This window comes from Bacillus sp. 01N42_2 (assembly GCF_056399565.1).
Genome location: NZ_JBFTRO010000007.1, coordinates 109630 through 134569 on the forward strand (window position 1 = coordinate 109630; position 24940 = coordinate 134569).

Here is a 24940-nt window from a genome sequence, read left to right on the forward strand (position 1 = left end):
CTCTCCCTTATAAATAATCTGCATTCGGCAAGACTTTTTGAGATCGGGAAGAAAGCAGTCTCCACCACTCTTCAAGCGTCGGATTCTCCGCCAGTTCCACAAACGTCACTTCAGCTCCGTCACGGCGCCATTGTTCGACAAGGCTCATGATTCTGACGGAGTCAAGGCCTCTGTCCAGCAGGTCTTCCTGATCCGGAATATCGGACGGGGATTCTTGAAGAATCGCCGCAATTTGCTCCCGAACCCGTTCTTTTGTCAATGCGGCGGGAGTCTTCTCTTTTCCGTCAGAAACCGGCGAGCCGCCTAGCACTTCCAGCACTTCGTTTGTCAAAGCTGTGTAAGCGCAGCGCTGGGACGCATATTCGATGGCCATCTTATGTTTTTCTGAAGAAAAGTCAGCTACGGCGTCTCCGATAAAGAAGCTTTGAATATCATCCATAAAAGCTTCACAGGCTGTGACGAGGCAGCCGATGTGTGCGTAAATTCCCGTAATAATGAGCTGATCTCTGCCCTTTTCACGCATGATATCAAGGAGATTCGTCCGTTTAAACGCGCTGTATCTCCACTTTGTGAGGACAATGTCCTGATCTTCGGGGGCAAGCTCCGGAATGACCTTTTCTTCATAAGGACCGCTTTTAAGTCCCGGCCCCCAAAAATCCGTCAGCAGGGCGCGGTCTGCCGGGTCTTGGCTGCCCGGCTGCGCGGTGTACACCACCGGAATGCCGAGCGCTTTGCATTGCTCTTTTATTTTCTTGATATTCTGAGCCGCCTCCGTGATCGGAGCCTTCCCTTTCTCAAAAGCATCGACGAAATAATTCTGCATGTCATGGATTAAAAGCACCGCGCGTTTCGGGTTCAGCGTCCATGATACTTTATTTTCAGGCATATCTGACGCTGTCGGCAGCGCATATGCGGGAATAGCCGGTATAGCCAATATAAACACTTCCTTTTTATGATTGTTTGATTTCAGCAGGCTTCAATTTTTGGGCGATTGTTTCGCGAAGGTCCTTTTTGCTGACCTTGCCGACGCCGGTTTTTGGGAAAGAAGCGATAAATTCAACCCGGTCGGGAATTTTATATGCCGCCAGCCCGCGCTCCCGTAAAAATGCTTTCAGCTCTCCCGGTTTCGGCGCTTCTCCTTTCGGAATGACGAACACACAGGACCGCTCTCCGAGAAAATCATCCGGCATTGAAACCATGGCCGCATCATGAACGGCAGGATGAGCCAGAAGGTGATTTTCCACCTCTTCAGCGGCAATCTTTTCGCCGCCCCGGTTGATTTGATCTTTCGCGCGTCCTTCGACGACGATATACCCCTCCGCCGTCACTTTGACGAGATCGCCGGTCTGATAAAAGCCGTCGTCTGTGAATGCTCTTTTATTATGTTCAGGCGCTTTATAATATCCGCGGATCGTGTAAGGGCCGCGTGTAAACAAATGTCCTGTTTCTCCGGGAGCCACGTCCCGCCCGTCATCATCTAAAACCCGCACCTCATCAAATGGTGACATCGGTCTGCCTTGCGTATTGACAATGATCTCCTCGGGATCATCAAGTCTCGTATAATTCACCAATCCTTCCGCCATTCCGAAAACCTGCTGAAGAGTGCATCCGAAAGCGCTTTTCACACGGCGGGCCGCTTCAGCGCTGAATTTGGCGCCTCCAACCTGAAGCACTTGAAGGCTTGATAAATCATCACGCCGCGAAGCGGATGCTTCCATCCACACCATCGCAAGCGGCGGGACGAGCGCTGTAATCGTGACACGCTCTTTTTCAATTAACGGGAAGCAGTCATCCGGACTCGGCGCGGGTGACAGAACAACCCGGCCCCCGGCATATAAAGTTCCCAGCACACCGGGTGAGCTGAGCGGATAATTATGCGCTGTCGGCAAAGCGGCTAAATAAACGCTGTTATGATCCAAGCCGCATATTTCCGCACTGAGGCGCAGACTGTATATGTAATCATCGTGTGTCCTCGGAATCAGCTTGGACAGCCCCGTACTGCCTCCTGAAAGCTGTAAAAAGGCGACTTCCGCCGGGCTGACGTCTTCCAGCTGGACGGGCTCTCTATGCAGGCTGCTCAGTTCCTGAAATTCCTCAGCGTCGCCGGCCACAATGACATGCGCCAAAGCCGGAAGTTTGTCTTTCACCTGTCTGGCAAGCGCTCTGTAATCAAAGCCTGAATGCGTATCAGGAATGATGTATGCTTTCGCCTCCGCAAACTCGCAGAAATACGTAATCTCACTGCTTCTGTGAGAAGGCAGCGCGAAGACGGGCAGCGCCCCGAGCCGGAACAGCGCAAAAATCACTTCAAAAAACTCAGCGATATTCGGCAGCTGAACGACAACGCGGTCTTCCTTTTGAATTCCGAGCTTGTGCAGTCCCGCCGCCAAACGGTCGGCCCTTTCATCCAATTCTTTGTAGGTCCAATGTACACCTTTACACGTCACGGCAGTTTGATCTCCGTATAAAGCCGCGCGCTCTTTCAGCATCCCTCCGAAAGTTTCACCCTTCCAGCAGCCGTCTTTGCGGTATTTGTCAGCCCATTCTTCCGGCCATGGCGTAAATCCAGTCAGCACGATCTGTTTCCTCCTTTTTTACATCTCATCTTGATAAAGCCCCATCGCCCGGAGCATGGTGCGGAATTTCGCCGATGTCTCGTCCAATTCGTCCTGCGGCTTTGATCCGGCGACAATCCCGGCACCCGCAAAGAGCCGGAGAGACCTTGTTTCCGCTTCGGCGCAGCGAAGTGCGATAATCCATTCTCCGTCACCTTCAGCATCACACCAGCCCGCCATTCCCGTGTAGAAATTGCGGTCAAACGGCTCAATATTTTGAATCGCTTCTCTCGCCGCATCCGTCGGCGTTCCGCATACAGCGGGCGTCGGATGAAGAGCGATGGCCAGCTCAAGCGATGTCGTTGACGGATCACTAAGCTCTCCCTTTACCTCGGTGGACAAGTGCCACATCGACTCAGTTTTAATGAGTGACGGTTTTTCCGGCACATCAAGCACACGGCAGAATGGTTTAAGTGCGGCGGCAACTGCGGCAACGACTACGGCATGTTCATGCAGGTCTTTAGCTGATTGCAGGAGTTCCTCCGCTCTTCTCTGATCCTCTTCGGGATCTGTGCTTCGCGGTCTGGAACCTGCCAGCGGATTGGACAAAATGGATGTTCCGTTTTTCGACAGAAGCAGTTCAGGACTCGCGCCGAAAAGCGTTTTTCTTGTTTCTGACGTTCCCGTCACATCTGCAGCGAATGTATAGCCGCGCGGGTTGTGCTGCGCCAAATGCTTGACGGCCTGGGGAATGTCGATATCTCTTTCAGCGGTCAGATGCAGCGTCCTTGACAGTACAATCTTGCTGAGCGGACCGTCCGTAATATTTAAAATGCCTTGTTCCACACCGCTCATAAAGCCCTCAGGGTCAGGAACGGGCCGGATGTCATATGTATTCGCTTGGGGTTTTTCTGCGGAAGCTTCCGTAAACGAAAGCGGACCTGCCGTTAGGACGGCTTTCGGTACAAAAAGCCGCGAAGCTTTTCTCCCGTCAAACGGAATGGCGCCGGCCGCAATCGGATGTTTGATGCCGGCTTGCTTTGCCTCAAGAAGCGTCTGTCTCACACGTTCAGGCAGTGAGTCCAGCTGATTCTCCGCGTCTGCATCCGGCACTTTTGCAAACACACCTTCTGCAAGGAGCGTACTTTTCGGGGAAGCTAAAAAGAACGCTCCGGGCTTGTAAGCGTCCAGCACCTCTTTTGCAGACACTTCCGTCAATAAATGTTGATTTGTCATGATTGTCCCTCCTTCTCGTTACATCAAATGCCTAAAGTAGCGCCGCCATCCACGCATAAATCATGCATCGTGATATGGCTTGCCTGTTCAGAGGCCAGAAACAAAACGACATTTGCAATATCAGAAGGCTTTGCCAGCTTTTGAAGCGGAATTCCCGTTTTATATGTATCAAGCGAACCTCTGATAACGTCCTGTGCTCCGTTTTCATCCCGCCACAGCGCACGCTGCATGTCGGTTTCCGTTGAGCCGGGAGATACGATGTTGCAGCGGATATGATAGGCCGCAAGCTCCAGTCCGAGGCATTTCGTAAACATGACAGCAGCCGCTTTCGACGCCGCATAAGCCGCCATGGAAGCACGCGGAACTCCGGCTGCATTTGAACCGACCGTTACGATGGCGCCTTTTTTCCGCTCCATCATGTATCGGCTGACAGCCCGTGACACATGAAATACACCGGTCGTATTAACTGAAAATGTTTGATCCCACTCTTCATCACTGAGGGAATGCACCGGCCCTGGCCGCAGCACGCCCGCAACGTTCGCCAATATTTCAATAGGACCCATGTCGTGTTCAACGGCGGCGATGATATCATTGACAGCCGCACTGTCTGATACATCTGCTGCGAAAGCCTGTGCCTGCACGCCTTTTTCCCTGAGTCTGTCAGTAAGCCCCCGAAGCAGGCCTTCGTTCTTATCTATAGCAGCCACATTTACGCCTTGTTCAGCAAGGGCGAGCGCTGTTGCTTCTCCGATGCCTTGAGCGGCGCCGGTGACAACCGCCGTTTTCCCTCTCATTCCCAATGCGTCCATATTATCATTCCCTCCCTATATTGATAATGATTATCATTATCAATTATGATTCAAGACAATCATATCCAAATCAAAACACTCCGTCAATTAGAAAATTAGAATCAGCCGTATTTAGTTCTAAGGGCCTGTTTTTTCTCAGGCAGGAGAATACGGGGTATGAGGCCCTCCCGGATTCAGGCAGAAACGCAGGGCCCTGCTGATTAAAACGGGCAGGACAGAGATATGGCCCTCTCCTTCAAACTCGCGGTATTCAGCGCGGACTCCGCCACCTTCAAACTCGGATAGTACAGAATACAGCACCTCTGCGTGCTGCGGAATTCTGCTTTTATGTGTCTTTTCAATTTCTCCCGCTGCCAGCAGTACGCTGACTTGAAGATTGTCCTCAGAGAGCCGGTCTGACAAACGATCCGCTTCTTCCTGAATAAAACGTTTGTTCCAGTGAATTGACGGACTCCCGGCAACATAGGTCTGGAACATGTCCGGTCTCGTCAAAAGCACTTGCAGCACAAAAAGACCGCCCAGCGAATGGCCGAAAATCGTCTGCCTGTCTCTGTCGATCGGATAATCCCGCTCCACCGCGGGCTTTACTGCTTCTTCTATAAATGCCAGAAACGCTTCCGCTCCTCCCTGTTCGGGCCATGCCGCGCCGCGCGGATGCACCGGCAGTTCTGATCGAGAGAGCGGCATCGTAAAATCACTGTGGCGTTCGGCGGAAAACGGCTGATCAGTCGGGTAGCCGATTCCGACAATCACCGCCGGGACAACGCCTGTTTTTTCCGGCCGGCGGCTTTGCACCCGCAAAGCTTCGGCCATTGTACCGAACACGGAATTCGCATCAAGCAGATAGATGACGGGAAAGCCGGATGGAGGCGGTTCTTCCTGAGGAAAAGAGACAAAGATACGATACGTACGGCCTCCTTTTGAACGCATTTCTCTTACTTCTGTACCCGGAATCGCGTATCGTCCGGCCTGCGCGAAACCCCGCTTTGTTTGTTTTCCGTCCATTATGAGTTCATCTCCTCTATGACATTCGCTCCGCTTATTGATAATGATTTTCAATATCAAAAGACACCTCAAATAATAGGTTTTTTGCCAAACAAAGTCAATGGATTTTGGATATAAAAAAAGCACCTTATTTCAATAAGGTACCTAAGAACTATATGATGATATGTGTTTAATCCCATGTAAAGCGCTGATTTTTCCATGGATCTCCCCTCATATGGTAGCCGTTTTTCTCCCAAAAGCCGGGGTGGTTTTCCTTTGTGAACTGAATGCCGCGCAGCCATTTGGCGCTTTTCCAAAAATAAAGATGGGGGAAAACGCCTCTGAGCGGATAGCCGTGCTCGGGCGTTAACGGCTCGCCGTTATGCGCATATGCCAGCAGGGATGTCTCCCGCGTAAAATCAGAAAGCGGCAGATTGGCCGTCCAGCCCTCTTCAGCGTGCAAAATGACGAAACCGGCTTCTTTGTGAACGCCAGCTTTCTCAGCGATGTCTTTCGCGCGTATGCCCTGCCAGACGTTATCAAGACGGGACCAGCCCGTAACGCAATGAATATCATTTTTCAATTCGGCTTTCGGAAAGGCTTTAATATCGTCAAAGCTTAACAGCATAGGACGATCGACAAGCCCGTACACCTGCAGGTTCCATTTTGACATATCTTCATAATAAGGAACATTTCCGGCGTGAAGCACGGGAAACTTCGTTGTGACATTTTGGTTTGGCGGAATCCGATCCGACTGTCCTGTTTGTTTCGTTTTCCCGAAAAACATAGGGTTCCCTCCATTTAGTAAACCTATATAAAATTCATGTTGACAATTAATTATCCTTCGATTACGCTAATCTGGTACAAGTGTAAGGGGGAAAAACAAATGAAACAACGCAACCTTCGCGCGGGCGATATGGCGCTTATCGGCATGTTTGCCGCACTGATGGCCATCGGCGCCAACATTACATCAATGGCTCCCTTTTTGCAAGTTGCGGGAATTCCGCTCTCGCTGCAGCCTTTCTTTTGTCTGTTAGCCGCGATGCTTCTCGGCGCAAGACGGGCCGCCATTGCAATGACGGTATACGCATTGGCCGGACTCGCGGGGGCTCCCATCTTCGCCCAATTCTCAGCAGGCTTTGCGCCGTTTATCGGTAAGAGCGGGGGATTTATTCTTGCTTACATCCCGGCGGCATTTGCAGCCGGCTGGCTGCTGGAAAAGACAAAAGAACCCGGCCGTCTGCATTATGCATGGGCCTCTTTGATCGGAACCGCGGTCATTTATATCATTGGCACGACCTATACGTATATTGCGCTGAAATTATGGCTTCATGCCCCGATCAGCTACGGAATGGCCTGGTTTTATATGATTTGGTTTTTCATAAAAGATATCATTTTAGCACTGTTATTGGCATCTATCGCGCCTGCCATTTACAGGTCCATTCATAAAGCGACGGGCTTCAATCGAAATCCGGCGTAAGTTTTTTCAAGCATTCAAAAAGGCTCCCCTTTCCGGGAGCCTTTTTTTACAGGACAACTGCGGCAATCCAGCCGAATATGACAAGCGGAATGTTATAGAAAATAAATGTCGGGACGCACGTATCCCAAATGTGGTGGTGCTGTCCGTCGGCGCTGAGGCCTGACGTCGGCCCGAGCGTACTATCACTTGCAGGAGAACCCGCATCACCGACTGCAGCAGCCGCTCCGATTACGGCGATCGTCGCCATCGGGCTGAATCCGAGCTGAGCGCACAGCGGAACAAATATAGTCGTAATGACCGGGACGGTTGCAAATGACGATCCGATTCCCATTGTGATTAATAAACCGACGATCAGCATCAGGAGCGCGCCTAACGATTGGCTGTGGCCGATCAAGCCTGTTGATGCTTTGACCAAGGAAGCTACATCGCCCGTTTTGTTCAATACATTTGAAAAACCGGCCGCAACGAGCATGACAAAACCGATAAAGGCCATCAGAATCATGCCGTCTGTGATCAGCTTATCCGCTTCATTGCGCTTCATGACTCCGCTGATAAACAGCGTAAACAAGCCGGCGAGCGCGCCCATGATCATGCCTTCCACTCCGAGCACCTGTGACAGGTAGAGCTGAACGGCAAGCGACACGGCAATGGAGAACAGGGCGATCGCAATGCTTTTTTTCGTATAAGGAGAAGACGATAATCCGGCAATCTCCTTCGTCTCATATTTCTTCGGTTTGCGGAAGACGATGACGGATAAAATTAAACCGACTACCATCCCCGCCGTCGGGATGATTAAAGCATACGGGATATCACTGAGCGGCACCTTTAAACCGGCTGATGCCATATTATCTCTCAGCATCCCCTGGAAAATCTGTCCGAATCCGATCGGCAGAACAATGTACGGCGCAGTCAGTCCGAATGTCATCACACACGCGACCAGCCTGCGGTCCATTTCAAGTTCGTTAAATATTTTTAAAAGCGGCGGAATTAATACCGGAATAAACGCAATGTGAACGGGCACCACGTTTTGCGAGAAACAGGATATGATTAAAATAATCAGTACGATTAACACTTTAGACAGTGCTTTTTTCCGCGAATCTTCCTTCTTACCGATTAGTTTGACAGACGCTTCGACCATTGCATCGGGGAGCCCCGTCTTTGTCAGCGCCGCGGCAAATGCTCCGAGCAGCGCGTAGCTGACCGCGACGGTTGCATTTCCGCCGAGACCGTCCGTAAAAGCCTTCACCGTCTCTCCGAGGCCTAAGCCCCCTGTCAGTCCGCCGGCAAGCGCTCCGATCATTAAAGCTATAATAATATTGACACGCAGCAGGCTTAAGACGAGCATAAGCAATACTGCGACAACAACAGCATTCATTGATGAGTCCCTCCAAAAATCCTTTAGTTTGCTAATGTAGTAGATAATTAAAGTTAACATACATTCCGCGCTTTAGTCAACTAAAGATTTTGGAAATCAAAAAACCCGCTGCATCAAGGCAGCGGGTGCTGTTATCTTTCAGGCGTAAACCGCTCAGTCAAAACGGCCAGCGTCCTTGCCATGACGCCTGTTGCGCCGGCAGGGCCGAAGCATGTCGCTTTATTCGCCGTCGCGGTTCCCGCAATGTCGAGATGAACCCACGGGGTGTTTTCCGCGAATTCACCAATGAATGTGCCCGCCATAATCGCGTGGCCTTCTCTTCCCGGAGAATTGTTCAAATCAGCCATCTGACTGTTTCTCACGCGTTTTTTATCCTTTTCTGTAATCGGAAGCTGCCAGATCGGCTCTCCGGATTCCTTCGCCGATTCTGCCACCTGCTTATAAAACCCGGCGTGATTGGTCATGGCGCCCGTCATTTCGTTTCCTAAGGCGACAATGACACCGCCCGTTAACGTTGCGACGTCTACGAGGACAGAGGCTCCGTGCTGCTTGGCATATGTGATGCCGTCGGCAAGCACGAGGCGGCCTTCCGCATCGGTGTTCAGAATCTCAATGGTTTTTCCGCTGAGCGAGACGATGACGTCATCCGGCTTCATGGCATCAGACGAGATCATGTTGTCCGTAGACGGAATGACGGCTAGCACATTTTGTTCAGGCCGCAGTTCGCCGATAATTTCCATTGCGCCCAATACTGAAGCGGCCCCTCCCATATCGCTTTTCATGCCGACGATGCCGGTTTTCGGCTTAATCGAATATCCGCCGGTATCAAAGGTAATTCCTTTTCCGACCAGGCCGATGACATCTTCCCAATAATCTTTGCCCTGATACTTCAGAACGATCATTTTCGGCGGTTCGGATGAGCCTTTGTTAACGGCTAGCAGCCCGCCCATTCCGAGCTCTTCCATTTCTTCTTTTTCTAAAATTTCACACTCAAAATCATATTTTGCCGCAAGCTCAGCGGCATATGACGCCAAATCGGTGGCCGTCAGCATATTTCCCGGCATGTTCACAAGCGTGCGGGCTGAATTCGTCCCTTGGCCGTATGCCGCGCCGACGTTCAGGCCGGCCTGCACTTCCCTCAAGTCTTCTTCGGTCACGGCGCAGACGGAAGTCAGTTCCTGATCCGGCTCATTCGATTTATGTTTATAATCCTGCACCTCATAAACCGCAAGCAGACAGCTTTCCGAAAGCGCATGAGCGGCATCGGCGGCAGGCACTTCACCGGAGACGAACGTATCAAGCAGAACGGATACTTCTTGTTTTTTATCTTGGTGAATCTGCTGAAACACGCGTGCGAAGCATTCTTTCGCATCTTCAAACGAATAATCCGCTTCCCTTCCCAAGCCGATAAAGTAAATACGTTTCATACCCGTCGCAGCCGGAGGGTATACTTTTGATACACGATTGCGTTTGGCAGACACATCACCGTCCTTTAACAGCTGTGTCAAATGTCCATCCAGTTTATCATCTAATTCCTTCGTAAATCCGCTCAGCATGCTTTTTTGAAAAAGACCGATGACCAGGGTTTCGGGATGCCGCAATTGATCAGATGCATAAAACATGAGTACACACTCCTTATGTGGGTATTTGTTATGTAAAGTGGTATAATGAAAAAACATTTTTCCATTGATTTTATTTTACCAAACTAAGGGCGTTTTCTGCAGTTTTTCGATATGATCGGACTTTCGCAGATACAGAAAGGATGTCGCATATGGATGTATTTATGAATTTTCCTTTACTGGCGAGTTTTGCTGCCATTATTTTTGCCCAAGTTGTAAAAGTGCCTATTCAATTTATTGTATCCAAAAAACTTGACTGGTCTCTTGTGACGAGCACCGGCGGCATGCCGAGCTCCCATTCCGCCGCCGTCACCGCGCTGTCAACCGGAGTCGCTTTGGAACAGGGACTGGACTCGCCTCTGTTTGCAGTCGCCGCGATTTTCGCCGTCATTACGATGTTTGACGCTACCGGTGTCAGGCGGCATGCGGGTGAACAGGCGACGGTCATTAATAAACTGGTCATCGACTTTAATCGGTTTGTCAGCGAAGCGAAGGACTTTCAGAAAGCGGAAGAGAAAGAAAAACAGAAGAAACTGAAAGAACTGCTCGGCCATCAGCCGATCGAAGTGTTCTTCGGCGGCGTCACCGGCATTGTACTGACACTGATTTTAAATTATTTCTTTATGTAAAAAACGCTTCAGCGAATGCTGAAGCGTTTTTATTCTTTTACCGTTTTGTATTGATTTCTGAAGACTTGAAGTGACTTTGTTTCGTTCAGCTTTACAAGTTCGTCCTCGGTCACTTTGCCGTTCCCTTTTTTGACAATGTAGACATCAAGTGTTTTTTTGCCCCAGTTGTTATAGACGTCCTTTACAGTGTCAAAGTAGAGATCCAGACGGCTGCCTTTAATTTTCGAGCCGGTATCGGCGACAACCCCGTATCCGTAATTCGGTATAAACAGAATCGTCCCGATCGGGAAAACAGACGGATCGGCCGCCACAGTTGAATATAGATCGCGTTTGACCTTCACGCCTGAATATGTAATTCCATACTGCGGATGGCCCGGAGATTTCCCCGTAGATTCCGCTCCTGCGGTATAACCGGTGGCCGTCACCTTTTTTGACGGATAGCGTTCCCAGTCAAAAGCTTCTTCCAGCGGTTTTACCTTGCCTGATGCCTGCTTTTCCGGCTGATTCTGTAAGGATTGAAACGGAGTGCCGATGTTTTTCATAACGGCGCCTCGATGTTCCGTCATCCAATTTGTCAGATCCTTTGCTTCAACACCCGTTATGGAAAAGTATGTCGCATGGCATGCGCCCAAAAAAAGCGCAATCATGAATACGCGTCTGATTATCGTCAATCTGAAATCACTCTCCTCCGAGTCAGTGTTCCCAACCCGGTGAGGTGCTATACAAAAAGCGCCGAGGCACAAAAAAAGCTTTCTTTGAATAAGAAAGCGGCTTAAAACATTTGATATCCTCTTTTTCTCAGCGCCTTTATGGCAATGCCTGACATGATCGCTCCCGCCAGTCCGCCTGCCAAAATCACGACATCCGCAGCCGCTAATGACATGATCCGCTGAAACAGGCTTTGAAATGATTCCCCCGGCGCCTGCACGTAACTGATCATCTTTTTATTACTGATAATGAAAAGGCATACAATCGGATAGACAACAGCCATAATCCACGACATTCTCAGCAGCATGTTCAACAGAAAGCCAATGCCGAAAAACAGTACGAAAAATAGTACGATTGAGATCAGAACCACCGGCAAACTAATCACAAACATCCACCCCCTACAGCACTTTCAGTGTACCTCGGGGGCGGTAAAAAAGTCAACGTATGGAAAATTCAGCGTCTCTCTTTGCCGCTTCCCTGGCAGGAGGGACATGTTTCGGAGCCGCCAAGAAGCAATTGAAAATACCCTTTACCTGAGCAGAACGGACACGCCGCCGTGCTTTTTGCTGTCGTTTTCATGCGGATCACCCTTTTTCTTAATTTTCTGATAATATATCATATTTACTTGTCAAGCACCAAGTCAGAATATGTAACGAATCATTTCATGTAAGCGGAAACATTCATTTTTTTCTCTTACATGCTTTATATAACGCTCTTTTTTGAAAGAAGAAAAAACCCGCTCCTGCGGGTTTTTCAGAAGAATTTAAACTTCCCTTTTTTCAGTGTCAGGCCGAGTCCGCCGATCATAAATAACGAACGGTTGTCAATGACCTTTTTCATAAAGGACGCCGGCGTGCCTTTGAGCTTCCTGCCGTATACGACACCGACCGCGTTATGCTCACCGAGGGAGGCGACGGTTCCTTTAATGTCCGGCTTGAACTCTTCAAGCTGGCCTCCTTTAATCAGACGGCCCAGGTTTTTGGCCACGGTTTCTCCTTGCTGCATCGCGATCTGAGCAGTCGGCGGGTACGGCCGTTCCGTCTCTTCATTAATAAAGAGCGAGCTGTCGCCGAGAATAAAAACGTTATCATGGCCGGGCGCCCGAAGATCGGGATTGACTTTGACGCGGCCGCGCATATTTTCAAAACCCGCTTCCTCCACGATCGGATGTCCGCGTACGCCTGCGGCCCAGACAACGGTCTGCGATTTGATTTCTTCAGGCTCTTCATCCTTCTTGCCGACTGTGACACCGTCCGCGCGGCATTCTTGAACCGCCGTGCCGATTTTAAACTCAACACCCTTGCTCTCAAGGTATTGAACGGCGTAATCGACAAGCTCCGGGTCAAATCCCGGCAGAACCGTCGGAGCGGCTTCGACGCAGACGATCCGGACGAGACTTTCATCTATATCATAATTTCTGCATAACTCCGGCTTGCGGTTCGCAAGTTCGCCGAGAAATTCAATTCCCGTAAAGCCCGCTCCGCCGACGACGATGGTTAAGCGGTCGGGGCGTTTTTCGGCCTCCGTATTGTATGTCGCAAATTGGAGCTCAATATGCTCTTTCAGCTGACGTGACGTATTAATATTCGCGATCGGAAAGGCGAACTCTTTTAAGCCTTTAATCCCGAATGTTTCAGGGACGGCGCCCAGCCCGATAACGAGATAATCATAAGGGATGTCCCCTTGTGAAAGCGTCACCTTTTTATTTTGCACATCTATTGCTTTTACGGTATCCTGCACAAATTTGACCCGTGAATCATTAATTACATCTTTCACTTGATATCTGCAGCGGTCATGGTGGAGCGTTCCTGCGCTCGCTTCATGCATCCATGTCGTTTCATAATGATAATTGTGTTTATTGACCAAAGTGATTTCGGCGTCATTTGCCCCGATATGCTTCGGAAGCCTTGTTACTGTCATTAATCCACCATAACCTGCACCTAAAACCACGATTTTGGGTTTATTCAATGCCATCACATCCACCTTCTTTTTTTTGCTGTTAGACGCATAATCAAATCAACATTTGTATTAGCTTCAGCTTATTGGCGGGATTTTATGAAATGAATTATAAATTTTTTAGAAAACCGCACATGTCTGCATATCACCATACTATCCGGAAGCATCGGAAAACATTCAGGAAAAAACGGATTGGAATTTGTCCCCATATTAGCGGCAGGCGCAATTTTTTTCAAGAATGAAGCGGCCGGGCGGTTTTCGGCACTCGTCATCCTTTCAAATTCTATGTTATAATTAATAACAATTTTCAATTAGGAGGCAATTTGGTATGCAAGAGGATTCAAAGGTTTATGATATTACGGTCATCGGCGGCGGCCCGGTCGGCCTGTTTACCGCTTTTTACGGGGGAATGAGACAGGCGAGCGTCAAAATCATTGAGAGCCTGCCTCAGCTTGGCGGCCAGCTCAGCGCGCTGTACCCTGAAAAATATATTTATGATGTAGCCGGATTCCCGAAAATCCGCGCCCAAGAACTTGTGAACAACTTAAAAGAGCAAATGGCAAAGTTCGATCAGACCATCTGCTTAGAGCAGGCCGTTGAATCTGTTGAAAAACAGGCTGACGGTGTGTTTAAGCTTGTCACGAATTCAGAAACGCATTATTCAAAAACGGTCATTATCACCGCGGGAAACGGCGCATTTAAGCCGAGAAAGCTTGAGCTGGAATCAGCGGAGCAATATGAAGGCAAAAACCTGCACTACTTCATTGACGACCTCAATCAATTCGCAGGCAGACGCGTTGCCGTTCTGGGCGGCGGCGACTCCGCCGTTGACTGGGCGCTCATGCTTGAGCCAATCGCCAAAGAAGTCAGCATCATCCACCGCCGTGATAAATTCCGCGCGCATGAGCACAGTGTCGAAAACCTGCACAATTCTAAAGTCAACGTGCTGACACCGTTTGTTCCGGCTGAACTTGTCGGTGAAGACCGGATCGAACAGCTCGTTCTCGAAGAAGTGAAAGGCGACCGCAAAGAAATCATTGAAATTGATGACCTGATCGTAAACTACGGCTTTGTTTCTTCCCTCGGCCCGATTAAAAACTGGGGTCTTGAAATCGAGAAAAACTCCATCGTCGTCAAAAGCACAATGGAAACCAATATCGAAGGCTTCTTTGCCGCCGGAGATATCTGCACATATGAAGGCAAAGTCAAGCTGATCGCGAGCGGTTTCGGCGAAGCTCCGACAGCCGTGAACAACGCGAAGGCTTACATGGACCCGAAAGCGCGCGTCCAGCCTCTGCATTCTACAAGCATGTTTGAAAAATAATAAAAAAGAGTCTGTGTCCTGCCGGCACAGACTCTTTTTTATTTAAAGATCCACATATAATTCATGACGGTTCCGACAACGAGCGCAATCACAAGCGCCGACACGACCCAAATCGTGCCTAAAATAATCCGGTCCTGAATTTTCTGGGCTTTCGGGCTGTGCCCGGGCTGTTTTTGTTCCACACCGGCCCCTCCCTTCTTTGCAAATCTATCTATCGTAACAAATGTCTTACAACACACAATACTACTATGATAACCAAACTGCAAAAAGATGACAAGCTGACGGCGTATGAGGCAGCATGAAATCATTTGACATTCCTGACAAAACAAAGTACATTATAAAAAGACGAACATTTTATTTAATTATAATTTTATCATTCGCTTTTAGGGGTGTTATTTATGGAAAATGTATTTGATTACGAAGATATTCAGCTGATTCCTGCAAAATGCATTGTGGACAGCCGATCTGAATGTGATACATCAGTTACATTGGGCGGACACACATTTAAACTTCCGGTCGTACCGGCCAACATGCAGACGATTATAGATGAAAACATCGCGGCCTGGCTCGCTGAAAATGGGTATTTTTATATCATGCACCGCTTCGAGCCGGAAAAACGCCTGGCCTTTGTCCAGAATATGAAAGCACGCGGACTGATTTCCTCGATCAGCGTCGGCGTGAAAGACAACGATTATGAATTCATCCGCGAGCTGAAAGCACAGGAGCTTGTACCGGATTATATTACTATTGATATCGCGCACGGCCATTCCAATGCCGTGATCAGCATGATTCAATTTATTAAAGAACATGTGCCGGAAAGCTTTGTCATTGCAGGGAATGTCGGGACGCCTGAAGCTGTACGGGAACTGGAACGCGCGGGCGCTGACGCGACAAAAGTGGGGATCGGGCCCGGGAAAGTATGCATCACAAAAATTAAAACCGGCTTCGGAACCGGCGGATGGCAATTAGCCGCGCTTCGCTGGTGTGCAAAAGCGGCAAGCAAACCGATCATTGCTGACGGCGGCATCCGCACGCACGGCGATATTGCGAAGTCCATCCGTTTCGGCGCGTCTATGGTCATGATCGGATCATTATTCGCCGGCCACGAAGAATCACCGGGGCAAACAATCGAAATCGACGGCAAGCTGTACAAAGAATATTTCGGCTCCGCTTCCGAATTTCAAAAAGGCGAAAAGAAAAACGTCGAGGGCAAAAAAATGCATGTTGAGCATAAAGGATCTCTGCAGGATACGCTGATTGAAATGGAGCAGGATCTGCAGTCTTCCATCTCTTACGCCGGCGGCAATAAACTCGAAGCCATCCGCAATGTCGACTACGTAATCGTAAAAAACTCAATTTTCAACGGCGACAGATTTTAACCCACAGCAGAGCCGCTCGAAAATAAAAAAAATGACATTCAACATGAATGTCATTTTTTTATTAAATACCAAAATAAAGAGCCGCACTGGCCAACAGATTAATCACAAAAATAAACAAAAAGATGTAACGGATGAATTTATTTTGCACCGGAGCAAATATAAAGAGATACAGTCCTGCCACTCCAAAAGTAAGAACAGGAAACAGCCACTCAAAGGATAAAGAAATGATATAACCGATAATCATAACAATCGGCACACCGATTAATGATAATTTACTTCTCATATGATTTCTGCCCCTTTTACTTAAAAATTGGTGTGATGTAAGCTTCAATAATGGCAGCGGCGATCAGCAGACAAATAATAAGCAGCACCAATATTCCGATATGCCTGAACATTGAAGCCATTATCTTTTTTTCCTTAGAAAAACACAGCCTGATGACCAAATCAACGCCTTTAAAACCAATGGCGCCACTCAATAATAACGCAGGAACTTCAAATATACCATGAGGAATTAGCAGTAAAAAAATCTGATAAAAAGGAACCCCGCTATGCAGATTTTCGATAATAGAGCCGCTTAAAATAAATCCGTTGGTGAATAAATAAAAGATTGAGGTCAACCCAAAAGTAAAAAAACCTGCCGCTAAAAACAGACAAGCGATTGCATTATTTTTTAACAATTCAACTGAGCCTGACGAGCCATTATAAGACGCTGATGATACAAAGTGATCGGTAAAAACCGCAGCGATTGCACCGCCTGAAAAAAACAGCAATGACGCGGTTAACGGAATGGCGGACGTTCTGATTGCCGGCAAAATGCGGTTCATCATGTATAGATACGCTCAGCCATTTCTTCGATTTCTTCTAATGAATGCTCGGATGACTGATACTCCGCCGCAAAAACGCCGTCATGGATAATACCGATCGTATCGCACAACGAATGCGCCAGTTCCAGCAGGTGAGTCGATAACAGGACCGTATTCCCCTGTTTGACGTACTCCTTCAATAACGTCCGTATCGTTTTGCCGCTGATTAAATCAATGCCCGTCAGCGGCTCGTCAAGGATTAAGATCTTAGGCTGATGAATGAGCGCGGCAGCGATTGATAATTTTTGTTTCATTCCGTGTGAATAGGTTTTAATCAGCTGATTTCCGTCTTGTGAAAGCTTCAGCGTCTCTAACATATTCTTTATATAATCATTTGTCCGCTGAGACGGCACTTGAAACATCTCCGCTGTAAAACTCAAGTATTCGACTCCCGTTAAATAATCATATAAAAAGGCATGGTCGGGCACAAAACCGATATCAGCCGATATTTGCCCTCCCTCTTCTGAATCTATTTCTTTGCCGTCAATCATGACACAGCCTGACGTCGGTTTAAGCAGGCCCGAAATGATTTTCAAAGTCGTTGTTTTCCCGACTCCATTGGTCCCGAGCAAAGCATAGATTGAGCCTTTTTTCACCTCAAAAGAAATATCCTTTAACACCTGTTTTTCACTATATTTTTTTTGTATATTCACTAATTTAATCATTGTTCGCAAACCTTTCCGCCATATTAATTCTGCGAAGAAACAGAAACATGACTCCATAGTTTAATAGTGTGAACAGGACAAATATACCTGATGCAGAATGAATAAGCAGCGTTTCAAGTTCCGGCTTTTTATAAATAAAATATGACGTGATCGCAGCAATTTGAAGCGACACAATGAAAATCAAAGAACCGTATAAGTTGTTGTACGTCTTTGCTTTCCCGGCTTCTCCGATTTCGTACAGATGCTCCCAGTTTTTTTTAGGGTACAAGGCGGTGCTTGAAATCTGGACAAGACTGTATAAAAAACCCGAACATAAAAATACAATAAACAGGTAGACCGTCAGCGCAGCGGAGGACGGAAAAAACACCGTAATCAAAATGGTCATGATGAATGAATAGATAAGAGCCGCAAGATTATAAATACATACTTTCGGAAACACGAGCTGCCACGCATGTTTGATATTCCGGTGAAACAGATGCTGATTTTTTATTTCTCCGTCAACGGATAATACGGTTTTGAGCGCGTCCCCGACAAGCTGATACGAAAAGTTCGCAATGATAACCGCCACGGATACGATGGCGGCTGCCGAATACCCGGTAAAATGATGAGAAAGCAACGGAACACAAAAACCTAAAAACAGCATGAACAAATAAAGCATACTGCCGAAATTCCTGATAAAAAACCCGTCAATTCTCGTTAGAAACAGAAGGTCCTTTTGAAAAACGGCATGAAATATTTTGTTATTCCTATATAATTTAAGCTTTGGTGCAAAAGCCGCGTTTGTCAAAAACATATAAGGAATAAGATCCATTTTCTTCAGGGTAGCCGCCCACAGCTTAAACAGTCCAGCCGTAAAAAGGACGGCGGCTGCAAATACTGCTGCGAAAACGAGCACGGAATCTGAGCGGAATACCAGCCATACATACGGTGTATTCATGAGGATGTTCCGGAAAGCCGGCGACTCCGTAAATCCGGAAATGTCCTTTACCGTATACTCCCCAAACACGAGAAGATAAACGGCATACCCCACTGCCAGCGGCACCAGCAGGCTGACGCTGAATAAAATGCCCTTCATGATTTTCAAGTAAAACCATTTGCTCCACATATTCGTAAGAAGATAAACAACGTAAGAAAACAGCATAGATAAAAATAAATTGAGAAGAAAATAAACGAAGCCCAGGAAAAATACGATGACCGCTGCAGATCCAGCCATGCCTGCGCCGGTTAAAAACAAAAAGACCGGAAAAACAAAAAGATACCATACGAAAATGGTTTTTTTGATCGCCTGGCCGGTAAAAACTGAAAACAGCTGTAAAAAACGAACCTTTTTTAATTGATGAATGACCTTGCGCGTATCCAGCAGAAAAGCATTTTGATGTTCTTTAAAGAAGCCGGCAGCCCAAAAAAGCTGCTCCAATGAAACGGCGATTAAAACAAATTGCCCCCACGCGCTGATAGGAAGCTGAATCAGTTTTGTCCCGAATACAACGCCGCATCCCAGTAAAATAAGATAAACACATAACAGAGAAATAATAATGGCAGAAAGCAGTTTGCCGTTGAGTTGAGGAATTCCCCAATCTTCCTTTTTTTTGCGGAACGACGACAGGGTATTATATTTGATAAGAGCTGTAATTTGTCTGACTATCATACTTTCAATCCTTACATATGTATTTGGGAGAGAGGCTCTTTTTGCAGCTTGTACAAAAAGAGCAATTATTTATCGATCGATTTTACCAAGCAGCTGCGTATTTTTTGCCGTATTTCTTAATCATTGTTTTTGCTGTTGCAACGATTGCATAAGAAATCGCGCCTGCGCCTGTAACGATACCGATGAGAGAAATGATAGAAGCAATTGTTGAAGCCGCATCAATGATATCAATTGCTTTTTTAGCTGCTGCTGTAGAGATACCGAGAGTCGAAGCTAATTCAGCATTGGCTGAGAATGCATGAGCCGCCGCCACATTTAATTCAGTGCCAGTTAATAAAAGTGCATAAACCAACGTCGCTGCAGCAAGAGCCGCGCCAAACAAAATGAAAGATTTTTTATTAGATTTTACTAAGTTCATCTTAACATCTCCCTGCTCTGTTTTTAATATATAATAAAATTCAGCTTAATTGACTCTCTCCCGAGCTAAATTTTATCCGCCATAAAATAATTAAAGAAGATAGTGAAGAGTTTTAATAAAACAAAACATCCAGTTAAAATGATTCTCTTTCCTTTGCTGAGATCGGTAAGTTTTCCTGCGGCAGCATAAAGAGCCGCGATTGACAGAAGCAGAAATGGATCCAGCAGCTGTAAACTCAGTTTGGTGCCGCCGGCAGAATATATAAGTGAGGAATCAGCCGTTAAGTAGTTAACAACTGACAGAATCAACATTTTAAATGCCGAGATTAAAGAAGTCAGCGTATATAGAAGCAAATATATTTTTTTTGGTTTTTTTGTACCGAGAATAAAAGCGGCAACGAATAACAGAAACCCGCCTATCAGGATTTCCACAAAAGTGGTGAAGATCATAAACCCTTGCAGAAACATGACAATCGTACGAACACTTTTCTCCCCGATATCGTAGGTATTTTCTCCGACAGAAGAGTAATAAGACTGCAGCACTTTATCTGAAATACTGAATTGGAAGAGTAATGAACAGATCAAAATGATGAAAAAAGAACTTAAAAATATTTTTTTATTGCTCAATTGACCTATCATATTATCATCCTTTTCTTACAAAATAAATGAACTATTCTATACTTTTACAATTTAGTTTATTCCTATCAAAAAATCAATATCCTTTCGAAAAATATGACTTTAGAACGTGTTGACAAAGAGCATATTTTTCATAGTTTTTGATGCTATATACCCTTTATTTTTTTCTTAATTTGCAAATAGTACGATTTAGACAATGGATTTGAGATATTTGAGAGAATGACCTGCGTAATGAGACGCAGGATCCAAAAAAGGAGGATATCGTTATGTATCCTCCGGATGTATGATCGCCAGCACCTGATGATCTTCCCATTTTCCATTTATTTTTACATTTTTTCTCGCAATGCCTTCTTTATGAAAGCCGGCTTTTTCGAGCACCCGGATTGACGCCTTATTGTGCGGCATGACTCCGGCTTCTATCCGATGCAGGTTCAGCTCATTGAATGCATAATCGGCTGCCAGCTTGACAGCCTTCGTCGCATAGCCTTTCCGTTATGTTTGCCATCTAAAAAGTAACCGATGAGAGCGCTTTGGATGTCACCCCGAACCACCTGAAAAGGCTGATCGTGCCAATCAGGGTCTGATCCTGAAGAAAAATGCCGAAGCTGTATTCTGTGTCATTTTCCGCATTCTTCAGTGATTGTTCAATTCGTTTTTTCCGGCCTTCCAGCGTATAAAAATCCTCTTGTCTCGACAAGGTTTTCCGTCTGCAAAATCAGTTCCTGCTCAGCATCATTCAGGCTGAGCGGCCTGATATTAACGCTGTTTCCTTCCTGCATATGCATCGCCGTCCTTTTGTTTTAATCAGAAACGTTTCTTAATTGCCTTTTTCCCATGTTGTACGGTACGCTTTATCGCATCAATAAAGATCCCACGATTGGAACGGAAAAGGTTCTTTTGTTGACTTAAACCGCACTTTAAGCCGTATCATCATATTGTGACAAGGAAAGAATAGTTTTGGCGGGTTTCCCGATGATCCCCAAAAATATATTGATTGGATTGCAGCTGAAATGTTATCAAAGAATTGTAAAACAATTGGAAAAGAGGAGTTCATATGAAACTGACGGGAAATACAATACTGATTACAGGCGGAAATGCCGGAATAGGATTGGCTTTTGCAGAACGATTTTTAAAAGCGGGAAATAAAGTCATCGTGACCGGACGGCGTGAACATGCTCTTCAAAAAGCAAAGGAAACATTTCCGGATCTTATTACCTATGTCAGTGATTTGAGCATTCCATCTGAACGTGTATCACTGTTTGATTGGGTGACAGAGAACTATCCGGAAGTGAATGTGTTAGTCAACAACGCGGGGATTCAACAACGTTTTCATGTGCTGAAAGCAGATGCGAAGGACAATTGGGACTATTTCAATAAAGAAATCACAACGAACATTGAAGCTCCCTTCCACCTGTCCATGCTGTTCGCTCCGTTTTTTGCCGGAAAAGAAGATGCGGCTGTCATTAACGTCTCTTCGGGATTGGCTTTTACACCGCTTGCCATTGCACCGATCTATTCAGCAACGAAAGCGGCGCTTCATTCATTTACAATGAGTCTGAGACACCAGCTTTCTGATTCAGCTGTAGAAGTGATTGAAGTTGCGCCTCCGGCGGTGAATACAGATTTAGGCGGAGCAGGACTGCATACGCAAGGAGAACCGCTGGATGAATTTGCTGATGGGATTTTTAAAGGACTAAAAGAGGGCAAACTTGAAATCGGATATGGTTCTTCTGTGGAACGGCTGCGCATGTCCCGGGATAAAGCCGATGAACACACGGCAAATATGTACAATGCAATGAAACATACAATTGAATAACATCTTTGAAAAAGCAAAACCCGCTTCTGTTGAGCGGGTTTTGCTTTTATTAAACAAACGCCTTTCTTAACAATGGTGCAAGCGCCATCGAAAAGAAAGACGCCATATTTTTTCATCCTAAGAATGGCAGGTTGAGCCCTAGCACTCTTCCGGCGAACCGGCGTTTTTGGCCGTGCGGAAAGAAGATCCGCAGCCGCAAGAAGCGATGGCATTCGGGTTGTCAATGGTGAAACCGCCGCCCATCATGGACTGCTTGAAGTCAATGATCGTGCCGTTCATAATATCAAGGCTTTCACTGTCGACCAAAACGGTGATTCCGTGCTGTTCAAACATGCTGTCTTTTTCGCCTTTTTCATGCTCAAATCCCATTCCGTAAGACAGGCCGCTGCAGCCGCCGCCTTTTACGCCCACACGGAGGAACGCGTTTTCTTCTTCATGCTCTTTCATCATATCTTTTATATGCAAAGCTGCTGCTTCAGTGATGGTTACTGGAACACTCATAGGTAGACCTCCTTTTTTAAAAACGAATACTGATGTCTATTATAAACCTTGAGAAGCGTATTTCTCAAACGAGCTGTTTACAAATAATAGACGCCGCTGCATACGGTTTCGGCGGGCCCTGTCATCAGCACGTGCCCATTGTCCTGCCAATTAATCACAAGGTCGCCTCCCGCTAAATGAACAGTGATATCCCGGTTCCGTTCAGAAACACCGTTCAATACGGATGCGACAGCCGCCGCACAGGCGCCTGTTCCGCAAGCCTGTGTGATGCCGGAGCCGCGTTCCCATACACGGAAATGAAGTTCATCCGCGCTGACGGTTTCCACAAACTCGACATTGACGCCTTCCGGGAATCTCGGGTCTTTTTCAATGACGGGGCCGAGCGTTGTAAGAGGCGCTTGACTGATATCTTCAACCGGAAAGACAATATGGGGGTTTCCCATTGATACGGCAGTTCCTGAAAGCTCCGTCTCTCCGAAGACAAAGGTTTCATCGATCGTCCGTTCATCTTCATTGCCGAGCATCGGCAGCTCTTTTTTGGTCAGGCGGGGTTCGCCCATATCAACGGCGACTTCACGCACTATCCCGTTGTCCTCCGTAATGTCTGCTTTCACAAGACCTGAGAGCGTTTCAATGAAAAAGGACGTTTCTTCTGTCAGCTTATGTTCGTATGCATACTTTGCCACACAGCGAAGGCCGTTGCCGCAATTTTTTCCTTCTGAACCGTCATTATTAAAAATCCGCATTTTGACGGGCGCTTTTTCTGACGGACAGATGAGGATCATGCCGTCAGAACCGATGCCCGTATGAATGCTGGACACTTTAACGGCAATCTCAGCCAGCCGTTCTTCCGGCAGCTGTTCTTCGAATTGATTAACATATATATAACTGTTTCCAAGACCGTGCATCTTGGTAAAACGGAATGAATTCATATCGGCCTCCAACTTTTTTTCTTTTACTTAGTATAAAAGCTCTTCCCCTCGGACACAATACAAATATCCCCCGTTTTTCATACATAAAAGCTCCCTGCATATGCAGGGAGCTTTTATCGTTTACTAAATAAACATGCCGGCAATCGCCGCGCTGAGAAGGTTAGCGAGTGTTCCCGCAATAACCGCTCTTAACCCGAGGCGCGCGATGTCTGAACGGCGGCTTGGGGCCAAACCGCCCAATGTGCCGAGCATGATCGCAATGGAAGAGAAGTTGGCGAATCCGCACAGCGCAAAGCTGATAATCGTAGACGTTTTTTTAGAAAAGTCCGCAATATGGGGACCGAAGTTGGAATAAGCGACAAACTCATTCAGCACAAGCTTTTGTCCGATATAGCTTCCCGCTCCCAGCGCTTCATGCCAAGGAACTCCGATAACAAATGCGATCGGTGAAAACACGTAACCGAGAATGGATTCTAATGTAATATGTTTGAAACCGAACCAGCCGCCGATTCCGCCGAGAATTCCGTTCACTACGGCGATGAGCGCGACAAACGCAAGCAGCATGGCGCCGACGTTTAGCGCAATTTGAAGGCCGGTGGACGCGCCTTTTGCCGCAGCATCAATCACATTAGCGGCGCCTTCGCCTTCTTCGTCCATATTAAAGTCACCTTTAACCGTCTGCGTTTTTTCTGTTTCCGGTATTAATATTTTTCCGAACACGAGACCGGCAGGAGCCGCCATGAAGCTGGCCGCCAGCAAGTACTCGATCGGAATGCCTAACAAGGCGTATCCGAAAAGCGTCGAACCCGCTACAGCCGAAAGGCCGCTCGTCATAATCGTAAACAGCTCGGAACGGGTCAATCCCGCAATCAGCGGTTTAATGGCAAGCGGTGATTCAGACTGTCCGACAAAAATATTCGCAGCCGCCGCAAGCGATTCTGTTCTGCTTGTCCCAAGAAGCTTTGACAGTCCGCCTCCGATGACGCGAAAAATAAGCTGCATGATTTTCAGGTGATACAAAACGGCAATCAGCGCTGAGAAAAAGATAATGACCGGCAGAACACTCAGCGCGAAAGCCGGGCTGCTGCCCACTTTTAACAGCGGGCCAAAAATAAAGCTGATGCCTTCGTTCGCATAATCAATGAGAAGCTGCACACGGCTTGAGAACCATAAAAATACGGCCCGGCCGGCGTCCCACTTTAATACGATGAATCCGAAGGCCATTTGTAAACATAAACCGACAATGACGGTTCGCAGTTTAATTTTGCTTTTCTTCTCTGATAACAAAAAAGCAATGGCTAATATAGCAACTGCCCCAAGCAGCCCCCAAACGATATTCAATGAATCCACCTCTAAAATTTTATTTAAAAAAAGTCTTTATTAAGATAACAATATTTATTTTTGCTGT

At 47.0% G+C, this 24940-nt stretch carries 27 protein-coding genes and 1 pseudogene; 5 read left to right on the forward strand and 23 right to left on the reverse strand.

Features of this window, described 5'->3' with window-relative positions; genetic code table 11:
- Nucleotides 1-7: 7 nt before the first annotated feature.
- From AC1DN5_RS15575 to AC1DN5_RS15600, 6 genes are all read right to left on the reverse strand, one after another.
- Nucleotides 8-934, reverse strand: coding sequence for an isochorismatase (locus AC1DN5_RS15575; RefSeq protein ID WP_016938095.1), 927 nt, complete (start codon nt 932-934; stop codon nt 8-10).
- Nucleotides 935-950: 16 nt separating this feature from the next.
- Complete coding sequence (locus AC1DN5_RS15580; protein ID WP_366969729.1) at nt 951-2576, reverse strand: (2,3-dihydroxybenzoyl)adenylate synthase; 1626 nt, start codon at nt 2574-2576, stop codon at nt 951-953.
- Between the two features lie 18 nt (nt 2577-2594).
- Nucleotides 2595-3791 carry an isochorismate synthase DhbC gene (dhbC, locus tag AC1DN5_RS15585; protein ID WP_366969731.1) on the reverse strand — a complete coding sequence of 399 codons (1197 nt, stop codon included), beginning with the start codon at nt 3789-3791 and terminating at the stop codon, nt 2595-2597.
- A gap of 23 nt (nt 3792-3814) precedes the next feature.
- Nucleotides 3815-4600, reverse strand: coding sequence for a 2,3-dihydro-2,3-dihydroxybenzoate dehydrogenase (locus AC1DN5_RS15590; protein WP_366969732.1), 786 nt, complete (start codon nt 4598-4600; stop codon nt 3815-3817).
- A gap of 135 nt (nt 4601-4735) precedes the next feature.
- The gene (locus AC1DN5_RS15595; RefSeq protein ID WP_366969733.1) at nt 4736-5605 is read right to left on the reverse strand and encodes an alpha/beta hydrolase; all 870 of its coding nucleotides are present in this window, start codon (nt 5603-5605) and stop codon (nt 4736-4738) included.
- A 169-nt stretch (nt 5606-5774) separates the two neighbouring features.
- Nucleotides 5775-6371, reverse strand: a complete 597-nt coding sequence (locus AC1DN5_RS15600) for a sulfite oxidase-like oxidoreductase (RefSeq protein WP_045926060.1) — start codon at nt 6369-6371, stop codon at nt 5775-5777.
- Nucleotides 6372-6470: 99 nt separating this feature from the next.
- Here AC1DN5_RS15600 and AC1DN5_RS15605 point away from each other — a divergent pair, with 99 nt between their 5' ends.
- Entirely contained in the window at nt 6471-7064 is a 594-nt protein-coding gene (locus tag AC1DN5_RS15605; protein WP_045926059.1) for a biotin transporter BioY, read from the forward strand.
- 46 nt (nt 7065-7110) lie between these two features.
- Here the strand turns inward: AC1DN5_RS15605 and AC1DN5_RS15610 are convergent, their stop codons facing one another.
- Both AC1DN5_RS15610 and AC1DN5_RS15615 read right to left on the reverse strand, forming a co-directional pair.
- Nucleotides 7111-8439 carry a Na+/H+ antiporter NhaC family protein gene (locus AC1DN5_RS15610; RefSeq protein WP_366969734.1) on the reverse strand — a complete coding sequence of 443 codons (1329 nt, stop codon included), beginning with the start codon at nt 8437-8439 and terminating at the stop codon, nt 7111-7113.
- A 131-nt stretch (nt 8440-8570) separates the two neighbouring features.
- Nucleotides 8571-10061, reverse strand: a complete 1491-nt coding sequence (locus AC1DN5_RS15615; protein ID WP_016938087.1) for a leucyl aminopeptidase — start codon at nt 10059-10061, stop codon at nt 8571-8573.
- Between the two features lie 149 nt (nt 10062-10210).
- On the opposite strand from AC1DN5_RS15615, the gene AC1DN5_RS15620 reads away from it, so the two are divergent.
- Nucleotides 10211-10687, forward strand: coding sequence for a divergent PAP2 family protein (locus tag AC1DN5_RS15620; RefSeq protein WP_016938086.1), 477 nt, complete (start codon nt 10211-10213; stop codon nt 10685-10687).
- Between the two features lie 29 nt (nt 10688-10716).
- Here AC1DN5_RS15620 and AC1DN5_RS15625 read toward each other — a convergent pair whose 3' ends face one another.
- The 4 genes from AC1DN5_RS15625 to AC1DN5_RS15640 form a co-directional block, all read right to left on the reverse strand.
- Nucleotides 10717-11358 (reverse strand): 3D domain-containing protein, encoded by a 642-nt coding sequence (locus tag AC1DN5_RS15625; protein ID WP_047476953.1) that lies wholly within the window; start codon nt 11356-11358, stop codon nt 10717-10719.
- A gap of 101 nt (nt 11359-11459) precedes the next feature.
- Entirely contained in the window at nt 11460-11780 is a 321-nt protein-coding gene (locus tag AC1DN5_RS15630) for a YuiB family protein (RefSeq protein WP_029575317.1), read from the reverse strand.
- Nucleotides 11781-11848: 68 nt separating this feature from the next.
- On the reverse strand, nt 11849-11974 hold the full coding sequence (locus AC1DN5_RS15635; RefSeq protein WP_007408708.1) for a YuiA family protein: 126 nt from the start codon (nt 11972-11974) through the stop codon (nt 11849-11851).
- A 174-nt stretch (nt 11975-12148) separates the two neighbouring features.
- A complete protein-coding gene (locus tag AC1DN5_RS15640) occupies nt 12149-13369 on the reverse strand; it encodes an NAD(P)/FAD-dependent oxidoreductase (protein WP_047476951.1) in 1221 nt (406 codons plus the stop codon).
- Nucleotides 13370-13679: 310 nt separating this feature from the next.
- On the opposite strand from AC1DN5_RS15640, the gene yumC reads away from it, so the two are divergent.
- Nucleotides 13680-14675 carry a ferredoxin--NADP reductase 2 gene (gene yumC / locus AC1DN5_RS15645; protein ID WP_007613496.1) on the forward strand — a complete coding sequence of 332 codons (996 nt, stop codon included), beginning with the start codon at nt 13680-13682 and terminating at the stop codon, nt 14673-14675.
- A 38-nt stretch (nt 14676-14713) separates the two neighbouring features.
- Here the strand turns inward: yumC and AC1DN5_RS15650 are convergent, their stop codons facing one another.
- Nucleotides 14714-14857, reverse strand: coding sequence for a hypothetical protein (locus tag AC1DN5_RS15650; RefSeq protein WP_016938080.1), 144 nt, complete (start codon nt 14855-14857; stop codon nt 14714-14716).
- Nucleotides 14858-15073: 216 nt separating this feature from the next.
- Here AC1DN5_RS15650 and guaC point away from each other — a divergent pair, with 216 nt between their 5' ends.
- Entirely contained in the window at nt 15074-16054 is a 981-nt protein-coding gene (gene guaC / locus AC1DN5_RS15655) for a GMP reductase (RefSeq protein ID WP_045926055.1), read from the forward strand.
- A 61-nt stretch (nt 16055-16115) separates the two neighbouring features.
- Here the strand turns inward: guaC and AC1DN5_RS15660 are convergent, their stop codons facing one another.
- The 7 genes and pseudogenes from AC1DN5_RS15660 to AC1DN5_RS15690 form a co-directional block, all read right to left on the reverse strand.
- Complete coding sequence (locus AC1DN5_RS15660; RefSeq protein ID WP_003151978.1) at nt 16116-16337, reverse strand: DUF5970 family protein; 222 nt, start codon at nt 16335-16337, stop codon at nt 16116-16118.
- A 16-nt stretch (nt 16338-16353) separates the two neighbouring features.
- A complete protein-coding gene (locus tag AC1DN5_RS15665) occupies nt 16354-16881 on the reverse strand; it encodes a stage II sporulation protein M (RefSeq protein ID WP_366969736.1) in 528 nt (175 codons plus the stop codon).
- Complete coding sequence (locus AC1DN5_RS15670) at nt 16878-17582, reverse strand: ABC transporter ATP-binding protein (RefSeq protein WP_366969737.1); 705 nt, start codon at nt 17580-17582, stop codon at nt 16878-16880. Before AC1DN5_RS15670 ends, AC1DN5_RS15665 begins: the two co-directional genes overlap by 4 nt.
- Nucleotides 17575-19230: a hypothetical protein gene (locus AC1DN5_RS15675; RefSeq protein WP_366969738.1), complete on the reverse strand. Its 1656-nt coding sequence runs from the start codon at nt 19228-19230 to the stop codon at nt 17575-17577. Before AC1DN5_RS15675 ends, AC1DN5_RS15670 begins: the two co-directional genes overlap by 8 nt.
- Nucleotides 19231-19312: 82 nt before the next feature.
- Nucleotides 19313-19648: an uberolysin/carnocyclin family circular bacteriocin gene (locus AC1DN5_RS15680; RefSeq protein ID WP_003151973.1), complete on the reverse strand. Its 336-nt coding sequence runs from the start codon at nt 19646-19648 to the stop codon at nt 19313-19315.
- Nucleotides 19649-19713: 65 nt separating this feature from the next.
- Nucleotides 19714-20286: a hypothetical protein gene (locus AC1DN5_RS15685; RefSeq protein WP_016938075.1), complete on the reverse strand. Its 573-nt coding sequence runs from the start codon at nt 20284-20286 to the stop codon at nt 19714-19716.
- Between the two features lie 261 nt (nt 20287-20547).
- Nucleotides 20548-21062: pseudogene (locus AC1DN5_RS15690) on the reverse strand (GNAT family N-acetyltransferase).
- Nucleotides 21063-21337: 275 nt separating this feature from the next.
- Between AC1DN5_RS15690 and AC1DN5_RS15695 the strand changes: the two are divergent.
- Nucleotides 21338-22099: an SDR family oxidoreductase gene (locus AC1DN5_RS15695; protein WP_016938073.1), complete on the forward strand. Its 762-nt coding sequence runs from the start codon at nt 21338-21340 to the stop codon at nt 22097-22099.
- Between the two features lie 138 nt (nt 22100-22237).
- Here the strand turns inward: AC1DN5_RS15695 and AC1DN5_RS15700 are convergent, their stop codons facing one another.
- From AC1DN5_RS15700 to AC1DN5_RS15710, 3 genes are all read right to left on the reverse strand, one after another.
- Nucleotides 22238-22600 (reverse strand): HesB/IscA family protein, encoded by a 363-nt coding sequence (locus AC1DN5_RS15700; RefSeq protein ID WP_366969739.1) that lies wholly within the window; start codon nt 22598-22600, stop codon nt 22238-22240.
- Nucleotides 22601-22677: 77 nt separating this feature from the next.
- Nucleotides 22678-23532 carry a diaminopimelate epimerase gene (gene dapF, locus AC1DN5_RS15705; protein WP_016938071.1) on the reverse strand — a complete coding sequence of 285 codons (855 nt, stop codon included), beginning with the start codon at nt 23530-23532 and terminating at the stop codon, nt 22678-22680.
- 123 nt (nt 23533-23655) lie between these two features.
- On the reverse strand, nt 23656-24873 hold the full coding sequence (locus tag AC1DN5_RS15710) for a NupC/NupG family nucleoside CNT transporter (protein WP_016938070.1): 1218 nt from the start codon (nt 24871-24873) through the stop codon (nt 23656-23658).
- Between the last annotated feature and the right edge of the window lie 67 nt (nt 24874-24940).